The sequence below is a fragment of the Liberiplasma polymorphum genome (genome assembly GCF_043951795.1).
GTDB classification, from domain to species: Bacteria; Bacillota_I; Bacilli_A; order Izemoplasmatales; family Izemoplasmataceae; genus Liberiplasma; species Liberiplasma polymorphum.
Map to the genome: position 1 here is coordinate 1 of NZ_JBIOAG010000022.1, position 17,908 is coordinate 17,908.

The following is a 17,908-nucleotide window of genomic DNA, read 5'->3' on the forward strand; positions in this document are numbered from 1 at the left end:
ACATTATCTGCAAAATTAAGTGGGACTTATGAGGGTGCACGTATGGCTGCTAACATGATCGAAGATGTTAAAGTAACCGTCTTTGATTCGCAAAGCGTTTCTTATCCTGAGGCATATATGGCATTTACTGCTGCAAAAATGATTAAAGAAGATAAAAAAATTCCTGAAATTATTGATAGACTGATTCATATTCGTGAAAATCACGGTATTTTAATTTCTGTTGATACATTAAAATACTTAGTTAAAAATGGCCGTTTAAGTGGCGCAAGTGGGTTTGTTGGAAGTTTATTAAAAATTAAACCAATGCTTGCTTTAACACGTGAGGGTCGCTTAGAGCCTGTAGAAAAAATCCGTACACGTTCAAAAGCATTAAGCCGTATTATTGAAAAATATGTTACTGAACATCATACACCAAATAACGAAATTTTCATTGCACATGCAAATGCGCCAGAAGAAGTTGAACAAGTACGTAAAGAATTACTTGCTCAATTAAAAGATGTTAAAGAAATTAAAGATTATCCGCTTACACCTGTTGTTGGGGCACATGCTGGACCAGGAACACTTGCTATTGGATGGGTACCTATAAAATAAAACCACATCAATTATACTATTCATGTTTTATATGAATATAAAGGGGGGAAAACATGGCAGGGGCACCTAAAAAAATAATTAATGAACTTTTAGTAGAAGTGTTTAACCAAATTTTAAGTATTGAGCAAACCAACTTAAGAGAACGTGGTGTCAAACTCTCTATGAATGAAGTTCATGTTCTAGAAGCAATTCAAAAATCTAAAGAACCAACCATGACAACGATTGCTACAAGACTCCGCGTAACAGTTGGAACCCTAACTACAGCGATCAATCGTCTAGTGAATAAGGGATATTGTGAGCGTTTCAGTGCTGAAAAAGATCGTAGAAAAGTATTGATTCGTTTAACAGATAAAGCCTTAGCAGTTTTAAGAGTCCACGAACAATTTCATGAAGAAATGATTGATGCAGTCGTAGAAGACTTGCAACTTGAAGAAAATGATGTGTTAATTGATTCTTTAGAAAACTTAACAACTTATTTTAAAAACAAATACTAAAACCTAAACACCTTTACACTCACATGCTTATTTGATAAAATGAATTAAGCATAAAAAGTGTGAGGTGTTTTTTTATGGAAATCAGTTCAGATATTATTAGAGGCCACTTAGAAGGTGTCATCTTAAAATTAATTTTAGAAAAAGATCGATATGGTTATGAAATTTCTAGCGAAATTTCAAAAAGAACAGAAAATATGTTTAATATCAAAGAAGCGACACTTTATGCTTTGGTTCAAAGACTTGAAAAAAAAGAGCTTATCACATCATATATTGGTGAAAAATCTCACGGGTCAAAAAGAAGATATTATAAAGTTACTACCTTAGGTAAAGCTTATTACAAAGAAAAAATAGCAGAATGGCAAGCTTTAAAAAGCATTATGTCAAAGTTGTTGGAGGTACGCGATGAAAGAAATTCATAGATTTGTGGAAAAACTATTTAAACACAATCACTTGAAACAAGAAGATTCAGACGCTACTCAAAAACTCGTTGAAATGCTAACTGAAAAGGTAGAAGATTTAATAGAAGATGGCATGGAAGAACAAGAAGCCATTCATAAAACGATCGTAGAGTTCGGGGAGTTAGAAGATTACTATGCACCACTAGTTACACAAGAAAAACGAAGATACAAACGCAATAAAACCATTCAACACTATAAAAATGATTTACTATTTTCTGTCTTAAGTTCTGCCATTATTGTTGGGATCTTAATTTACCTAAATTTAGAAATTAGAAGAGTGTATGAATCGTTTGGATATTGGTTTATTGTACCAGGGTTAGCTATCTTATTTTGGCCAATTAGTTTATTATATAAATTATTAAATAAAAAAGGAGAATAGCATGAAAAAAACCGCCGTTATTGCCATAAGCACAGGCTGTCTAGATTATCTAGAATTAAAAAAAGACAATCTATTTATGGTGCGCTGTAAAATTCTTATGAATGACAAGCAATACGACGATTTTACCGGTATCGATGCCGACACCTTTTACAGTGCATTAAAAAAAGATCCTGATTTAGTCCCAACCTCTAGTATGCCTAGTGTTGGTGAAGTGTTAAAAGTGTATGAACAAGTTGAGGCTGCAGGATATGAAGATGTACTTGTTATTACAATCTCGAAAGGATTAAGCGGAACATTTGAAAGCTGCTTAATGGCTAAAAACGCTTATCCAGGAAACTTAAACATTTGGGTAATCCATACTAAAAACGCAGCGATTAGTGAAGGGTATATAACCCTAGAAGCATTAAGACTAATCGATGAAGGTGTTGATTTTGAATCCATTAAAACTTATATTAAATCTTTATCTTTAGCCCGTAAGCAGTATTTCTTAGTAGATAACCTAAGATTACTTGTTAAAAATGGTAGATTATCAGGGGTTCAAGGCTTTCTTGGAGGTTTATTAAAAATTAAACCGATTTTACAAGTTAACGATGAAGGCAAAATTGTTCCCTTTGAAAAAATTAGAACAAAACAAAAAGCCCTTGATCGAATGGTAGAAGTAGTCTTAGAAGATTTAAAAAATATTAATGATTTTGTTGTTACTTATAACACGAGTGATAACATAGACTCATATAACTATATTAAGTCTAAAATAGATGAAGTTTATCCAAATCACCAACATTACTCAGCCCCAATCACACCAGTTATTGGCTGTCATACCGGTCACGGTACGGTAGGAATTGCTTACTTTAATTTAGACTTAATGAAAAAATAGACACCCTTTATGGGTGTTTTTCATACACAAAACTCATTGCTAAAATATAGGCGAAATGATACAATAATCAAGTGGTGATATTATGGAAACTAGACGGATAACATTTTTAGCGGTTTTACTTGCAACGAGTGTTGTTTTAAACATTGTTGAGCGCGTAACCATGCAAGCCTTAACCCAGCCCATTGCAATCATATTAGGACCTGTTATAGGGGCGGGTGGTGTTAGAATTGGGCTTGCAAATATTGTCGTTATGCTCATTTTATATAACTTTAGTACAAAAGATGCTTTTGTCTTATTGATGCTAAGAATCATTATTGTTGGCCAACTTGCTATAGGATTATTTAGTTTACCGTTTTGGACAAGCTTAATGGGTGGATTAGTAGGGTTTTTCCTAATGGTAATCTTTAAACATTTTAAAGGGTTTTCTATCATCAGTGTTAGTATTATGGGGGCCATCGGCCATGTGTTTGGACAAATATTCGTAGCTGTCATATTTTTTCAACTTATTGAAATTGTTGTCTATGTTCCATTCATGCTTATGCTTAGTATTCCTGCAGGCATATTCACCGGTAGAGTGACGATAAAACTCATAGATATTATGGAACCAATTTTAACAAAAAACCAATAAAAAACTCACTTTTAAAAGTGAGTTTTATTTTTCTAGTGCTTGTTTTTTCTTATCACGGATTACGACTATTGTAAATGAACCAACTATGAATGCTAACATAATAAGTAAAGTGGTAGTTAATGGATTTGCCCCGTTACTCGTTAACGGGTCTGGTATATGCATTGCACTGGTATCATAATCAGTATCAATCATTAACTGATGTAAATAAAGTTCAATAAAATTTTCACTAAAATGAGCTTTTTCTTCATCATCAACCCATATCGCTTCAACATCATCCAAACTATCGATAAACATAATTGCATCTTCTAAAGGAAGTAAGAAAGCAACAGTAGAATAAATATCACCAAGGGTTGGATTCTTAGAAATCACAGTAACCGCGCGAATATGAAAAGTTGGGTAGAAAGAATCAGGGTCAATTAAATGATGGTAATCTTGTCCATCTACAGTATAAAAACGTTCATAATCGCCACTTGTAACGATGTTTTCTTCTGAGTTAACTCTTACTAATGCATAAGGGGCTGATGGATTATAAGGGTTTCTTAAACTTCCAATCCAATAATTTCGTTCGTTACTAGGATGTTCCCCGTAAAATTCTACATTTGATCCACCCGCATTAATTTGAAATGCGCGGATATTTTCTTTACCTTTTATAAGTTCACCAACGAGTTCCGCACCATACCCTTTTGCGATTCCGCCTAAGTCGATGCTCATGCCTTCAGGAATCATAACGGTAGAATTTTCTTTATCAACAACAATATTGTTAGGGTCAATATTACTTGCAGCTTGAATGAGTTCATCCATTTCTGGTAACTCGCAAACTGGACTGACTAGGCTTAGACAAGCTTCTCTATAGATTGACCATACTTTTAACACTTCACCAATGGCAATATTAAACTTACCTTGTGTGAGTTCATCGTTATGATAAGCATTACTTAGTTCAATCATTTCGATTAACATAGGATCAACTGTAATGACAGTATTTGGGTTACTATTTAAGTACTTAACATTATTTACGCCTTCATAAGAGTCATATTTGGTAGAAACCTTATGAACATGATCAAGGAGATCTTGTACTTCACTAAATATCTCGCGATATTCAGTATTGGAATTTCCATATAAATCTACGCGTATGATTGTGCCAAAAGCAATAAAATTTCTTGATTGTTGTGTTGGGCTTGCTTGACAAGCACTTAAAATCCCAATCGTTAATAGTGTGATTAATATCCAAATTTTTTTCATGTAATGACTCCTTTCACGATAAACATTATACCATAAAATAAATAAGAATAAACGAACTTTACCATTAAAATAGCGTATAACATGCTATAATATATTTAAAATAAATTCATTTAAGGAGGCGTGCTATGATTACAACATATAAAGCGTATTTACAACCACGACGTGTGGCCATTCCACTTGGCACGCTAGATGAATCGCATATTGCCGTAAAAATAGATGATGCTTTAAAAATTGGCCAACCACTAACCCATGCTGAAAATGAGTTTCCTTATAGTACAGTGAGCGGAAAAGTTCTCCAAATTATTCGAAGTGTCGATTATAACAATCAAGACACTTATAGTGTGGTTATCGAAAACAATTATAAAAACACCGTTAAATCAAATATTACTAAAAAAGATATCAAAGATTTAATCGTAACTTATTTTAAACCAAGTCAAAAACTTGAAAAAATTCATTTTACTAAAGAAATGGATATTATTATTAACTTAGCCCACCATAATGAACCCTTTGTATCACTAGATGTTAAACATGTCCATGATCTAAAAGATACGATTATGGGCACGCTTCATAGTTTAAATGATATTTGGCCATTTAAATCAATTACATTACTACTTACTGAGGATATGAGAAGTAATTGGTTTTCAAGTAAAACCTTACCAATCACCATTAAAAAAATCAAACCAGAAAAACGTATTAATGCCCCGCACGATTTAATTAATAGTATGTTTAATCGAGCGCTCTATAAGAAAAAACCTTATAATTATTTAACATTATCTTCTATCTTAAAACTCCACGATATGATTCAGCATCATAGACCAAGTGTTTTTACGCGCTTAGTCATTAGTGGTGAAGGAGTTAAAAATCCTGTGATTTTTACCGTTAGAGTAGGCACAATGTTTACTGATATTAAACGCATATTTAACGGATACTCCACAACCAATCCAATGACGATGCACTTAAACAGTATTATTGAAAATATTACCATATTAAATGAAAACTTTAGTATTCAAGATCATTTTGTTAGTTTACATTTCCAAGAACACAGAGAAAAAGAAGTCTATGACTGTATTGCTTGTGGCCGTTGTAATAACGAATGTCCTGTAGGCATATTGCCATCAAAGATTATGCACAGTTTAAAACAAGGGATTGTCCTTGATTATATGAAGAGTGATGTGTGTATCGAATGTGGGTTATGTAGTTATTATTGTCCTTCAAAGATTCCAGTGATGCATTTTGTAAAAGATGCAAAAAAACTGTTAAAGGGGGATTATGAATGAGTTTTATGCTAAGAAGCACCCCTGTAGTTAGTACATCAGAAAATTCGTTTAAACGCTTAATTAGTTACCATATAGCCGTAGGGTTCATGGTTATAGTAGCCATCATTTTACAAGCAGCGTTAGGACTTAGACCATTGTTTTATGCACTTGGTCAAATTAGTTTAGCATTTATTTTCTCTGTAGCGATTATACTGGCTAAAAACTTAATAGAGAAAAAACCTTTGCTCATTTATCGTGATTATATGAATAGCATTACTTATGGATTGCTTGCGGCATTATTATTACCAACAGAATCGCCATTTTATATTATTATTAGCTTAATAGTTATGATTCATTTAATCGAATTATTCTTTAAAAAATTATTTAGAAAAAATATTATGCACCCTGTATTACTAGGGTTATTAATTGTTCATTTATTGTTTAGAGAGTATTTACCGATTTCTGAGACGATGAGTAATATCTTTCAAGAAGAATCGCTTAATTTTGGAAGAATTCGGTTCTTATTTGGAGCTTATGAAGGATTGACATTAGGAACAAGTGCTTTTATAGTATTAGGTTTTTTATGGATTTACTTATCAGTGTCAAAGATTATTCAGTTTAGAATGAGTATGTGGTTTATTGCGAACTTACTTTGGATTGTATTAGTATTGGGTTTATTTAGTGAAGCCAGCATTTGGAGTTTATTTACAAAACTTATATTAGGGTATTCGATGTTTGTGCTTGTCTATTTTGTCGCAGAACCAACCTCAACACCTGAAACAAGAGAAATGATGTGGTTTTATCCATTCATTGCCGCAATGCTTACAGCATGGTTTAGACTAAACTTTGATATTGTAGAAGCAGCGCTTTACGCCATTGTGTTTGCACAATTCTTATCTTGGATCTTAGAACAACTTCAACAACGTACGAGTCGTTTAAGAAGTAAACTTATGCTTACAAGTATCTTTATTTTATGGGGATTATACTTATTATACCAGTTCATTTAAAGAGGAGAAATCCTCTTTTTTTTGTAAAAGAAAAAGAGGCGCTAGGCCTCTTAGTCTATGAAAAAGATTTATATTTTAGTTTTACTTAACCGCTTTATTGTAAGCACGAACTGCTAAGTTAAAGTAATCTGGGAAATCAGACCAAGTAGCTCCAGTAACTGTATCATCGATAGACCAGAAGTTTCCTTCTCCTCTAACTAATTCAAAGTCACCTGATAAGTCCATACCAACGATTGCTTCGATAGTAGCTTCAACGTTTCCTGGCCATCCGAGTGTACCAGTACGCCAGTATTCAGTACCTGATTTAGTAAATCCAGCACTTGATGCATCACTTGCAAGTGTAGTTAAAACTGTGTTTGCAGATCCATCAGCGTTAGCAATAAATGCTAATTCAGCATCAACTTGTTCTACATACCATTTTGCATTATCGTTATCTTTTACCCAATCTTCGATGTTAGTAACACCAGTTGCTTTGTAGTTGATTGATTGACTACCAGCAGCACCTAATACTTCAGCAGTGAATAATTTATCACCGATTGTTAAGTATTTTGCATAGTAAGCACTTGTGTGATCTTCAGGGTTAGTTGAATCTCCACCACGTTTTGTACCAACAACAGCAACAACATCGTCGCGGTCAGCATGATCAGCAGCAACTTTAGCCCAGCTGTAAGGTAAGAAATACTCATCAAGTGTCATTGCTTCAACAACACCATCTTTTGAAACTGTAATTTCAACAACACCTACATAATGACCATGAACAAGTCCATATCCTGTAGCTGTTGTAGATTTTGGTCCACAAGCGCTTAAAGTAAACACTAATACTAAACCAAATAATAAAGCTAATAATTTTTTCATTTTTTTCCTCCTAAGTGTGTGTTTTAATTCCTCTTGTATTATAAATGCTGTAATACAATTTGTCAATAAAATTCCAGTAAGTTATTAAATAATCTTGTAATACATTTTTTTAACCCTTTAAATGAGACAATAAAAGCATTCTCATTAATTAGAAAACCATTCAAATAAAAAAACGTTTTCCGTGTATTTTAAAAAAAATATGCTATAATTATCTTGAAATTGGAGTGACGATTTATGAAAAAAAATGACATTATATTAATCATTGTAATAGCTTTTATTGCACTAAGCAGTTTTGTTACTATTTTACTTTTGCAACGATCATCTGGTGATACTGCTGTTGTCACTTATCATGACCCATCAGAAGGCGATATTCAAATACTAGAAATTAATTTAAGTGATGGGTCTTATACCATCATTAATGAATCATTAGTTTATTTTGCCAATGGTTCAGAAGAAAAAGAAGTGTATAAGCGCTGTTTTACTGAAGACTATATTTACTGTGTTTTAGGTGAACTAGGCATTGTTGTTATCGAATATGATAATAACCGTGTGCGTGTGATTGAAGAGACAAGTCCTCAAAATATTTGTCAAATTCAAGGCTATACGAATTCACCGCTCAAACCATTAACTTGTCTTCCTAATTATATTACTATTATAGTAAGAACAGATGATGAGTTAGACTTTAATTCATAGGAGGTTAACCAATGGATATTGTGCAAACATCAATTACAGAGATTTTCTTATTTTTCCTTATATTTATTATCACTTTTAAAGCGGTGATGCGTTTAGAACTTGCCAAATACTTTCAAAAAGGGGCCATTTGGCAAATTCAAGTGATTTATGTTTTCTTAAGTATTGCACTAGCTTATTTAGTTACGAGTGCATTGATGAATTTGATTAGACTTATGTCAATCATATTCTTATAAAAAAAGGACTCAGTCCTTTTTTTATACATAACGTTTATATTCATAGGTTATTTCTGGCTTCAATTGACCATGGGATACATCGCTTAACTTAATACAAAAAGCATTATAATCACTTGATTTGATTTCTGCTTTAAACACGATATGGTCTAAATAAAGGGCTTCTATAAACTCTGTTTCCTCACGGATTAACGTTTCAAGTTTACCGCCAAGATTAAAGGTAGCATGAATCTCGAAGTGCACCACAGTTTCTAAGTAGGTAAACACGGTGGTTTTTAAGGCATCACTTACCCCTTTTGTATAAGCTCTAACTAATCCACCAGCACCTAGTTTAATGCCACCATAATAACGAATCACCACACATAAAACATTCGTTAACTCATGTTTTTTTAGTACTTCTAAAACTGGTAAACCCGCTGTTCCACTAGGTTCACCATCATCATCATATTTTTGAATTTCTTGATGGTCTCCTAATATATAAGCTGTGCAATGATGTGAGGCATCTCCATACTGATTTCTTAAAATATTTAAATGGTTTTGAACGGTTTCTAAATCATTTACAGGAAATAAAAAGGTATGAAACAAAGAACGTTTTATTTCTATGGTTTGCTTAATGCTTTCTTTTATAGATTTCATTTAAATCACCATCCTTATTATACAATAACTTTTTTAAATCATGCGCTAATCATGGAAAAAAACAATAATATAGTGTATAATTCTATCGGTGATACTATGAGAAAACACCTACTTATCGGAAAACAATTATTAAGAAAACTTCATGCAGCTGGGTATGAGGCATTTTTTGTTGGTGGATTTGTTAGAGATACGTTACTTAAGCTAGAAACTAAAGATATTGACATTACCACAAATGCTTTACCAATGGAAGTTAAAGAAGTCTTTAACAAAGTCATCTCTACTGGAGAAAAATACGGAACTGTAACAGTCATTATTGAAGGCGTTCCTTTTGAAGTAACGACTTATCGTACCGAACAAAATTATTCTGATTATAGAAGACCAGATGATGTTAAATATGCCAAAACATTAAAAGAAGATTTATCTAGACGTGATTTTACCATTAATCAACTTGTTATGGATGATGAAGAAGATATCATGGATTATCATAACGGTCTTGAAGATCTAAACAACCATATTATTCGCACCATTAATGATCCAAATGAACGATTCAAAGAAGATGCCCTTCGTATGTTAAGAGCGTTTAGATTTAGCGCCAAACTTGATTTCGATATTGAAGAAAAAACCTTAAATGCCATTCAAGAAAATGGTGAGTTAATCAAACATATAGCTATCGAACGTATTCAAGATGAACTCATGAATTTGTTTAGTCAACCTTTTAAGCAAAAAGCTTTAAAAGCGATGATCAAAACAGGGATTCATCACTACTTATTTCGCGCCCCACTAGCGATTGAATTTTTAGCTTCAATTGATGAACCCTATGACACACAAGATGCGTTTGTTGTTTTATATTTAGAAGGTGAACCATTAGAAAAATCGTTTAAGCTCTCTAAAAAAATGTTGCATGATATCAAACAAGTAGCAAGAATCCATGCTTTAACCATTGAAGATCATTTCACACCTGAGATTTTATTTACAGAAAAAATTTCAGCGTGTTTAAGCGCCGATAAAATAAATATCTTTTATGAGAAACCTAGTGAAAAAGAATTGATAATCTCAATAGATAAAAATCTTCCAATCAAAGAAGTATGTGAACTTGCCTATAAAGGTGAACACATCATAAAAGACATGGAGTTAAGCAACAGAAAACATATTGGGTTTATCATTGATCATTTAATATTAGAAGTCATCTATCAACGTGTTCCTAACACGTATGAAGCGTTAAAAGAAAAAGCATTTCAAATAAAAAAACAACTAGAAAAGAGTGACCTCATATGAGCAAATTTTATGCTTACTTAGAAGACTTTCATGAAATGACGATCATCATTCCTCACCGCTATAGAAAAAACCCTGTAGAGTCATTTGAAGCGATTGGGAATGATGAAGAGATTCCTCTTGAAATCGTCTCTCGTCAAACCATTGGGGATGAAAATAAATACATCGTACGTTTTGATGGATACATCTTCTTAAATAAAACGTATTATGTTTATGATGATCAAAAAGAAAAATCAGAACTATATACAGGTAAAATCGTTAGAACTGAACTGTTTGATGATATTTATTTTTATGATGGGAATGATTTAGGTCATACCTATAGTAAAAAATCTACCACATTTAAACTTTGGACCCCAGTAGCTAAATACATAAAAGTTAAACTAACCTCTCCTAATGATGAAGAAAAAATCTACGAGGCTACCTATAAAAAAATCGGAATATGGACCGTTACTGTTGAGGGGGATTTAGAAGGATATCGCTATCAATTTATGTCTTATGTTAACGGTAAAGAACACACATTTACGGATCCTTACGCCGTTTCTTCAACGGCGAACGGAACCCATAGTTATGTTGTAAATAAGAAAAATTTTTATAAAATGCGCCATAAACGTCCAGATTTTTCTGGTCGTTTAAGTGATGCAATTATTTACGAGATGAGTGTGAGAGATTTTACGATTGATGAATCAATTAATGCCAAACATCCTGGTAAATATTTAGGGGCTATTGAACGTAATCTTAAAACAAAAAACAATCATAAGGCAGGCTTTGATTATGTGAAGTCACTCGGTGTAACCCACTTACAACTTATGCCAATTTATGATTTTGAAACAACCGACGAATTAAATCCAAAAGATTCTTACAACTGGGGTTATGACCCAATGCAATATAATGTACCAGAAGGTTCATACAGCAGCGATCCTGATGATCCTTACACAAGAATTAATGAGTTAAAAGAGATGATAGATACCTTTCATGAACACGGCATGCGTATTGTTATGGATGTAGTTTATAACCATGTGTATGATGTAAATACCTTCCCATTTGAAAAAATCATTCCAGGTTATGCCTACCGTGTCGATGATCAAGGCATTTTAACGAACTCATCTGGTTGTGGTTCTGATATGGCTACTGAACGTAAAATGATTCGTAAATTTATCATTGACTCAGTCATGTACTGGGTAAAAGAATATAAAATTGATGGATTCCGCTTTGATTTAATGGGACTCATTGACGTAAAAACGATGAATACATTGCGTCAAAAACTTGAACTCAATCAACACGATTTAATTGTTTACGGAGAAGGCTGGCATATGTCTGCGCCGATTCCTGCTAAAAATTTATCACACATGTTCAATAAAAATATCTTACCAACCATAGGGTTTTTTAACGATAAGTTTAGAGAAGAAATAAAAGGCGCAACATTTAATCCAAAACAAAAAGGTTATGCGCTAGGTAATAGTAGTCATTTAGGGGTTATTAAACACTTATTATTAGGCAGTGTATTAAACAAGTTTTTATTTAAATACCCGAGTCAGTCTATTAACTATGTTGCATGCCATGATAATCACACCTTACACGATAAAATTAAATTAGCCTTTCCAGATAAAGATGAAAATTTTAGAAATCATCTTCAAAAATTCGCAACCTCTATCGTGTTATTATCACAAGGGGTCCCATTTATTCATATGGGTCAAGAATTTTATCGCACCAAACAAGGCGTAGAAAATAGTTATAAATCGCCGGATAAAATCAATCTAATTGATTGGCAGCTAGTTGATAAATATCAAGAGGATATTAAAGACTTTAAAAAACTAGTGAAATTAAGAAAAGAATTATCATGTTTACGCTTATTAAACCCTTCAGAGATAAAAAACAACGCCTTTGTTTCATGTAGTGAAGCAGGAACGTGTGTCTTAGAAGTATGTAAAGGTGAAAATCATACTATTGTCATTTTTAAAAACAACGTAGGTGAAGAAACATTGAGTTTTGATGAAACCTTTAATATTTTATATACCTCAAATAAACATGAACTAAAAGCAGTAACTGAGATTACATTAAACGAGGTTTCTACAGTTGTGCTTAAGAAACAGAAAAAGGAGGCAACCGATGAATAATTTTTATGCAAAAGTCGATACAATAAATCAAACCAGTTATGAAACCAATACGATGTCGGTGTTAGATGAAAGTGGTGAGCGACTTACCTTGCGCATTGATGAAAATGAATTGTTACAAATTGGGGATGTCTATTATTTTGAAACAGAACCAATTATCTTTAAAGAAAAAGAACAACGCTTAGTAAACAAATATACCCACATGCAAGCCTTAAAACTTCCCCTCCATGAACAAGAGCGTTTAATGCGAATTTTTTATACTTTTGCGCCTGTTAATATTGAAGTTGTAAAAGAAAGCATTGAATCATACTTAGACCGTATGCGTAACGAGACGATTAAAAAAATAACCATGGATATTTACACCCGTTATCAAGATGCTTTTTACCTATACCCAGCTGCGACTAAATTTCATCATGCTTATATTGGTGGGTTAGCCCATCATACAGAAACCATGATGCGTTTAGCAGAAGGCCTACTTACCGTTTATCCATTCTTAGATTATGATTTACTCGTAAGTGGACTTATTTTACATGACGTTTGTAAAACCATTGAGTTATCGGATTATAAAGCACCTGAATATACTAAAGAAGGTAGATTAATCGGTCACATTACGATGGGAGTTAAGGAAGTAACTAAAACTGCCATTAAGTTAGATTTATATGAAACAGAAGAACGCTTGCTTATAGAACATATGATTTTATCACATCATTACTACGGTAATTTTGGTTCACCGAAAAAACCAAATATTCCAGAAGCACTTGCACTACATTTTATAGATAATATTGATTCAAAGTTTGCGGTATTAGGAGAAGCTTTAGAACTTACTGAAGCAGGTGATTTCACGCAACCAATTCCAGTTTTAGACCGTGAAAGATACTATAAGCGTAAAGTTTAAAAATAGACAAATTAGCCACTTCGTGGTAAAATTAAAAGAACATACAAGAAGTATGATCGTACAAAACGAGAGGAGTCAAACAAAATGAAAATAGAACTACGAAATGAACCATTAAAAGAAGTAAGAGCAGACAACATGATTCCAGGTGTAATTTATGGTAAACGTATTGATTCTACCCCAGTAAAAGTAGATTATAAAGAGTTTATGAAAAATTATTACCAACATGGGAAAAGTATGACATTTAAAATCAAGTTGGATGGGAAGTCACATCAAGTTTACATTAAAGACGTTCAATTAGACCCCCTCAACCAACGCAATGTCGTACACTTTGATTTAATCAAGGTAACAGCTACCTCAACCATTACAGCGGACATTCCAGTTCACTTAATTAATAAAGATACGGTTGAAGCTAAAGGGTATGTCGTGCAACAAATCGCAAACGCTGTCCATACGGAATACGGCGTTGGAAAAGGAATTAATAATTTCCAAGTAGATGTTGAAGGATTAGAACAAGGCGATGCACTCTACATTAAAGATTTAAATGTTCCAGAAGGCATTAAAATCTTAGATGATCCAGAAAAAATGATTGTTAATGTTACAATGCCTACCATCGAAGAAGAACCAGAAGATGACGAGGATGAAGAAGTAGTAGAAGTAGAAGCAATCAAACAAAAAGATGAAGCACCATCTGAAGAAAAAGAATAATATATTTGAGGTCTCAGTTTAGTTTGAGGCCTTTTTATTGCAAAAAAAAGACGCTACTTAGTAGCGCCTTAAGATTAATCTTCTTTAATATCTGGGAATACTAACATCTCGTATAAGTCTTTTAAAGCTAAAAGTCTATTTTGAAGATGGGCATTTTCCATACTGAATTCAACATTAGCATCCATTAATGTTTGAATGGTAATTAAGTTTCCAAAGAAATCAGTATTTTCTTGTGGGTTATTGTACATACGGTTATGGTATGGTCCAAAGTAAGTTCTTAATGCCGTATCAACTGATTCTGGAATTGGAATTGTTGTAACACCTTGATTTTGTAGTTTGTCAAATTCTCTTGCAGCCCAAGCTTCCATTTGTTGAACACTTGGAATATCAGAATCATTTTCCCAAACTGAATCATGGGTACCATTTTCATTTTCAAACGCAGCACTTGGTTGGACAAAGTTTGTTCCTTTACGTGCTCTTACTAAGTGTAATCCGAACTGAGTAGTAAAGATACGGTCATCTAAATGGGTCGCTGCATCTTTATTTTCTTCTTGTGAATACGCTTCGTAAATACGTTGTAAGTTTTCTACATAAGATTCAACAAAGTTTCCAGTATTACGGTAGTTTAAATCTTGGTTATCAGTACTTAAATTTTCAAATTTTAATCTGAAACCATAATTTTTAAACATGGCCCACTTACTGAAATCATCATCACTTGCATTGGTTCCACGCAGTGCGCTGTTATATTCCGTAACAATTTGTTGTAATGATTGTCCATCTTCAACAGCTTGTAGTAATAAAGTCTCAAGTTGAGCCTTTAAGAAGTTGTAAGTGGTTAAACCACTTTCATCTAATCCTTCTAAATACTCTTCAAAATCATCTGGGGCTAAATCACGATCAAAGTCAACGAATATAACAATATGTTCAACACGTAAACTGAAGTAGTTTTCATGTTGTTCGTTTACATAAGGGATCGCACGTTCAAAATCGATATTTGGGAACGCTAAGTATTTAAGTAAGTTTTGCATAACTAACCATTGAACTAAATCTTCATCCGATGCAAAACCATAGTATAAGTATAAGAATTCACGCCAAGTGTATTGTTGTGGACTAAATCCGTACCACATATAAGCACCTGATGCAAAGTTTTGACGCTCTGCTTGAATAATTGCACGGTGATCTTTCATCAACTGAGAATTATTTTGAGAGAAATTACGGTTAGACCCGTATAATGCTTCAAAATGTTCGCCTTGAATTAAATCGCCTTCTTTATAAAGTTCGATAGCATGAAGTGCACCAACACGGCGAACCATGTAACCGAAGAAGTCATCTACAGTAACTTCAAAATCATCAAATGAAGCAAGAATAGTTTTATCTCTATTTTCTTCATAATATGTTGAGGTTGCATTAGATACTGCATCATAACTCATTGCTAATAGGGTATCGTGAATTTTGAATCCACTTTCTTTACGTAAATTAACAATAGTTTGGTTAATACGGTTTTGATTGACTAAACTCTTAACAAATTTATCTTCAATATCATCGCGTGTTTCTTCATCAAGTTCATCAAAGTCAGCAAGTTCTTCTTGTGAGAGTTTGAAAATCATTGAACGGAAACCAGTGTTTCCTGATGCTTGTGTGTATTGACGATCTCTAATGGCATAGTTTAATGCGGTATCATCATCTAATTTTAAGGTGTCAAATAAATACGTTGCTTGAGAAGAAGCCACATTCGTTTTACGCATTTCATTATAATTAAAATTAAAATAATCTGCAGTAAATGCATCTAAATCTTCCATGACTAAAGTTTCATCTAAAGCATCTCTATAAGGATATAAATAGTTATAAAGAATGATATAGTAACTGAAAACTTCTTCAATTTCTAATTTACGTGTGTTTGTGTCATTAAGATTTTCACGCGCGACATTTGCAAGCGGTGTTTCACCAAAATATAGTCCAATGCCACCTTGGTAAGAAGGGACTAAATTATGATGTCTTAAAACACGTTCATATTCAGTTGCAGAATTGAAAATTAATTCAATAGCAATGGCATCTCCACGATAGTTTTTCTCATAATAATCTTTTAATTCTTCAGCAAAAGAAGTCTCTTCGTTTGCATCTAAATCTGCGATGAATTGATCAATAGCTAAATTACGTTTTGCGATTGCTAAACGAATAAAACGATCAACTTCCTCATCATCTTCATGATTGAAACCAGCCATCGTTAATGTTAAGCGATAGTTTTTCTCGATTTCTTCTAATTCAGCTTCTGTAAACTCGTCGATTTTTTCTAAATCGTCCGTACCGAATTTAATGATTAAAAGTTCTTTATCAAGTTCTTCTTGTGTTACGGCATCAATGTAATCTGCTAATAAGATTTCATCAACGTAATTAAGTAGATGGTTAACACCTTCTAATACTTTAACACGGTTGTATAAAGCTTCACGAGTTATCGTGATATTACCGTAAGTAATAAACGATCCATCTGGGTTTGAAATGTTAGGATTTGGACGTTCACGTGTAATGAAGTTGCATCCTACACTTAATAAGATAATTGCAATAAGAATACTCGCAATAATTGCAATTTTCTTAACGATTGCTGTGCTCATAAAATCACTCCTTAATAATATACGCATTATATATATTATCATTATTCACTTTATAAAACAACTCTTTAATACAAAGCGATTTCAAATTGCAATATTCAGTTAATAAAATGCATAATGTGTCAACTTCTTGCATGTCATGAAATTTCGTGTATAATAATTTTTGTATTGGAGTGATGACATGAAGATAATCGTATTAGCAAGTGGGTCAAAAGGGAATGCTACCTATATTGAAACCAAACATTCAAAATTACTAATCGATGCAGGGATTTCATTTAGACAAATGAAATTGAAATTATTAGAACATCAAATAAATATTGAAACGCTTGATGCCGTATTATTAACTCATGAACATAGTGATCATGCAAAAGGATTACCAACCTTATTAAAATACACCCGCACGATGTTATATACATTAGAAGATACATTTAACCATTTATATCACAAAACAACGTATGATTTAAGTTACACACAATTTAGTAAAATTACTCAAAACCAAAGTTTTCGTATCAACGATTTAAAAATCACCCCAATCCCAGTTTCTCACGATGCAGTCAGTACAGTTGGCTTTATCTTAGAAGAAAATGATACAAAACTTGTATACATGACTGATGTTGGGTATTTACCAACAGAAGACTATCCAAAAATCGAAAATGCTACAGGGTATATTTTTGAAGCGAATTACGATGTATCACTTTTGTTTTCTTCAGCAAGACCTTATTACTTAAAAAAGCGTATTGACTCTATTTCAGGTCATTTATCAAATGCGGATTCAGCCTATCATTTAAGTAGGGTTGTTGGCGAAAAAACAAAACTAATTATACTCGCTCATCCATCAGATGAGTGTAACACAGAACACCACGTCATGACGACTTTACTTGAAGTGTTTAATAGCTATGCAATTGATGTGAACCGATTTGAGATTATTGTTGCAAAACAACAAGTATCCACAAAAATGATTGAAATTTAGAAAGGATGA

At 33.0% G+C, this 17,908-nt stretch carries 19 protein-coding genes; 15 read left to right on the forward strand and 4 right to left on the reverse strand.

Features of this window, described 5'->3' with window-relative positions; genetic code table 11:
- The 6 genes from ACHAJD_RS06145 to ACHAJD_RS06170 form a co-directional block, all read left to right on the forward strand.
- A partial coding sequence (locus ACHAJD_RS06145) for a DegV family protein (RefSeq protein ID WP_435584993.1) occupies positions 1-591 on the forward strand: 591 nt, incomplete at its 5' end.
- A gap of 53 nt (positions 592-644) precedes the next feature.
- Positions 645-1,085, forward strand: coding sequence for a MarR family winged helix-turn-helix transcriptional regulator (locus tag ACHAJD_RS06150; protein WP_435584994.1), 441 nt, complete (start codon positions 645-647; stop codon positions 1,083-1,085).
- A gap of 74 nt (positions 1,086-1,159) precedes the next feature.
- Positions 1,160-1,504, forward strand: a complete 345-nt coding sequence (locus tag ACHAJD_RS06155; protein ID WP_435584995.1) for a PadR family transcriptional regulator — start codon at positions 1,160-1,162, stop codon at positions 1,502-1,504.
- Positions 1,488-1,922: a permease prefix domain 1-containing protein gene (locus ACHAJD_RS06160; RefSeq protein WP_435584996.1), complete on the forward strand. Its 435-nt coding sequence runs from the start codon at positions 1,488-1,490 to the stop codon at positions 1,920-1,922. The genes ACHAJD_RS06155 and ACHAJD_RS06160 overlap by 17 nt, the downstream gene beginning before the upstream one ends.
- A gap of 1 nt (position 1,923) precedes the next feature.
- Positions 1,924-2,796 (forward strand): DegV family protein, encoded by an 873-nt coding sequence (locus ACHAJD_RS06165; protein ID WP_435584997.1) that lies wholly within the window; start codon positions 1,924-1,926, stop codon positions 2,794-2,796.
- Positions 2,797-2,878: 82 nt separating this feature from the next.
- Entirely contained in the window at positions 2,879-3,424 is a 546-nt protein-coding gene (locus ACHAJD_RS06170; protein ID WP_435584998.1) for a Gx transporter family protein, read from the forward strand.
- 24 nt (positions 3,425-3,448) lie between these two features.
- Here ACHAJD_RS06170 and ACHAJD_RS06175 read toward each other — a convergent pair whose 3' ends face one another.
- A complete protein-coding gene (locus ACHAJD_RS06175) occupies positions 3,449-4,663 on the reverse strand; it encodes an FAD:protein FMN transferase (RefSeq protein ID WP_435584999.1) in 1,215 nt (404 codons plus the stop codon).
- A 125-nt stretch (positions 4,664-4,788) separates the two neighbouring features.
- Here ACHAJD_RS06175 and ACHAJD_RS06180 point away from each other — a divergent pair, with 125 nt between their 5' ends.
- Both ACHAJD_RS06180 and ACHAJD_RS06185 read left to right on the forward strand, forming a co-directional pair.
- Positions 4,789-5,940, forward strand: a complete 1,152-nt coding sequence (locus tag ACHAJD_RS06180; protein WP_435585000.1) for a 4Fe-4S dicluster domain-containing protein — start codon at positions 4,789-4,791, stop codon at positions 5,938-5,940.
- Positions 5,937-6,926, forward strand: a complete 990-nt coding sequence (locus ACHAJD_RS06185) for an RnfABCDGE type electron transport complex subunit D (RefSeq protein WP_435585001.1) — start codon at positions 5,937-5,939, stop codon at positions 6,924-6,926. The genes ACHAJD_RS06180 and ACHAJD_RS06185 overlap by 4 nt, the downstream gene beginning before the upstream one ends.
- Before the next feature lie 81 nt (positions 6,927-7,007).
- On the opposite strand, the gene ACHAJD_RS06190 is transcribed toward ACHAJD_RS06185, so the two are convergent.
- Positions 7,008-7,781 (reverse strand): hypothetical protein, encoded by a 774-nt coding sequence (locus ACHAJD_RS06190; protein ID WP_435585002.1) that lies wholly within the window; start codon positions 7,779-7,781, stop codon positions 7,008-7,010.
- 234 nt (positions 7,782-8,015) lie between these two features.
- Between ACHAJD_RS06190 and ACHAJD_RS06195 the strand changes: the two genes are divergently transcribed.
- Together ACHAJD_RS06195 and ACHAJD_RS06200 are read left to right on the forward strand one after the other, a co-directional pair.
- Positions 8,016-8,474 carry a NusG domain II-containing protein gene (locus ACHAJD_RS06195; protein ID WP_435585003.1) on the forward strand — a complete coding sequence of 153 codons (459 nt, stop codon included), beginning with the start codon at positions 8,016-8,018 and terminating at the stop codon, positions 8,472-8,474.
- 11 nt (positions 8,475-8,485) lie between these two features.
- Entirely contained in the window at positions 8,486-8,707 is a 222-nt protein-coding gene (locus ACHAJD_RS06200; protein WP_435585004.1) for a DUF1146 family protein, read from the forward strand.
- Positions 8,708-8,728: 21 nt separating this feature from the next.
- Here ACHAJD_RS06200 and ACHAJD_RS06205 read toward each other — a convergent pair whose 3' ends face one another.
- Positions 8,729-9,340, reverse strand: a complete 612-nt coding sequence (locus ACHAJD_RS06205) for a YigZ family protein (RefSeq protein ID WP_435585005.1) — start codon at positions 9,338-9,340, stop codon at positions 8,729-8,731.
- A gap of 96 nt (positions 9,341-9,436) precedes the next feature.
- Between ACHAJD_RS06205 and ACHAJD_RS06210 the strand changes: the two genes are divergently transcribed.
- The 4 genes from ACHAJD_RS06210 to ACHAJD_RS06225 all read left to right on the forward strand — a co-directional run bounded on the left by ACHAJD_RS06210 (position 9,437) and on the right by ACHAJD_RS06225 (position 14,323).
- Complete coding sequence (locus ACHAJD_RS06210) at positions 9,437-10,615, forward strand: CCA tRNA nucleotidyltransferase (protein WP_435585006.1); 1,179 nt, start codon at positions 9,437-9,439, stop codon at positions 10,613-10,615.
- The gene (gene pulA, locus ACHAJD_RS06215) at positions 10,612-12,726 is read left to right on the forward strand and encodes a type I pullulanase (RefSeq protein WP_435585007.1); all 2,115 of its coding nucleotides are present in this window, start codon (positions 10,612-10,614) and stop codon (positions 12,724-12,726) included. The genes ACHAJD_RS06210 and pulA overlap by 4 nt, the downstream gene beginning before the upstream one ends.
- A complete protein-coding gene (locus tag ACHAJD_RS06220; RefSeq protein WP_435585008.1) occupies positions 12,719-13,618 on the forward strand; it encodes an HD domain-containing protein in 900 nt (299 codons plus the stop codon). The genes pulA and ACHAJD_RS06220 overlap by 8 nt, the downstream gene beginning before the upstream one ends.
- A gap of 84 nt (positions 13,619-13,702) precedes the next feature.
- Positions 13,703-14,323 (forward strand): 50S ribosomal protein L25, encoded by a 621-nt coding sequence (locus ACHAJD_RS06225; protein ID WP_435585009.1) that lies wholly within the window; start codon positions 13,703-13,705, stop codon positions 14,321-14,323.
- A 74-nt stretch (positions 14,324-14,397) separates the two neighbouring features.
- On the opposite strand, the gene ACHAJD_RS06230 is transcribed toward ACHAJD_RS06225, so the two are convergent.
- Positions 14,398-16,932 carry a hypothetical protein gene (locus tag ACHAJD_RS06230; RefSeq protein ID WP_435585010.1) on the reverse strand — a complete coding sequence of 845 codons (2,535 nt, stop codon included), beginning with the start codon at positions 16,930-16,932 and terminating at the stop codon, positions 14,398-14,400.
- A gap of 178 nt (positions 16,933-17,110) precedes the next feature.
- Between ACHAJD_RS06230 and ACHAJD_RS06235 the strand changes: the two genes are divergently transcribed.
- Positions 17,111-17,899 carry an MBL fold metallo-hydrolase gene (locus ACHAJD_RS06235; RefSeq protein ID WP_435585011.1) on the forward strand — a complete coding sequence of 263 codons (789 nt, stop codon included), beginning with the start codon at positions 17,111-17,113 and terminating at the stop codon, positions 17,897-17,899.
- The last annotated feature ends 9 nt before the right edge of the window (positions 17,900-17,908 follow it).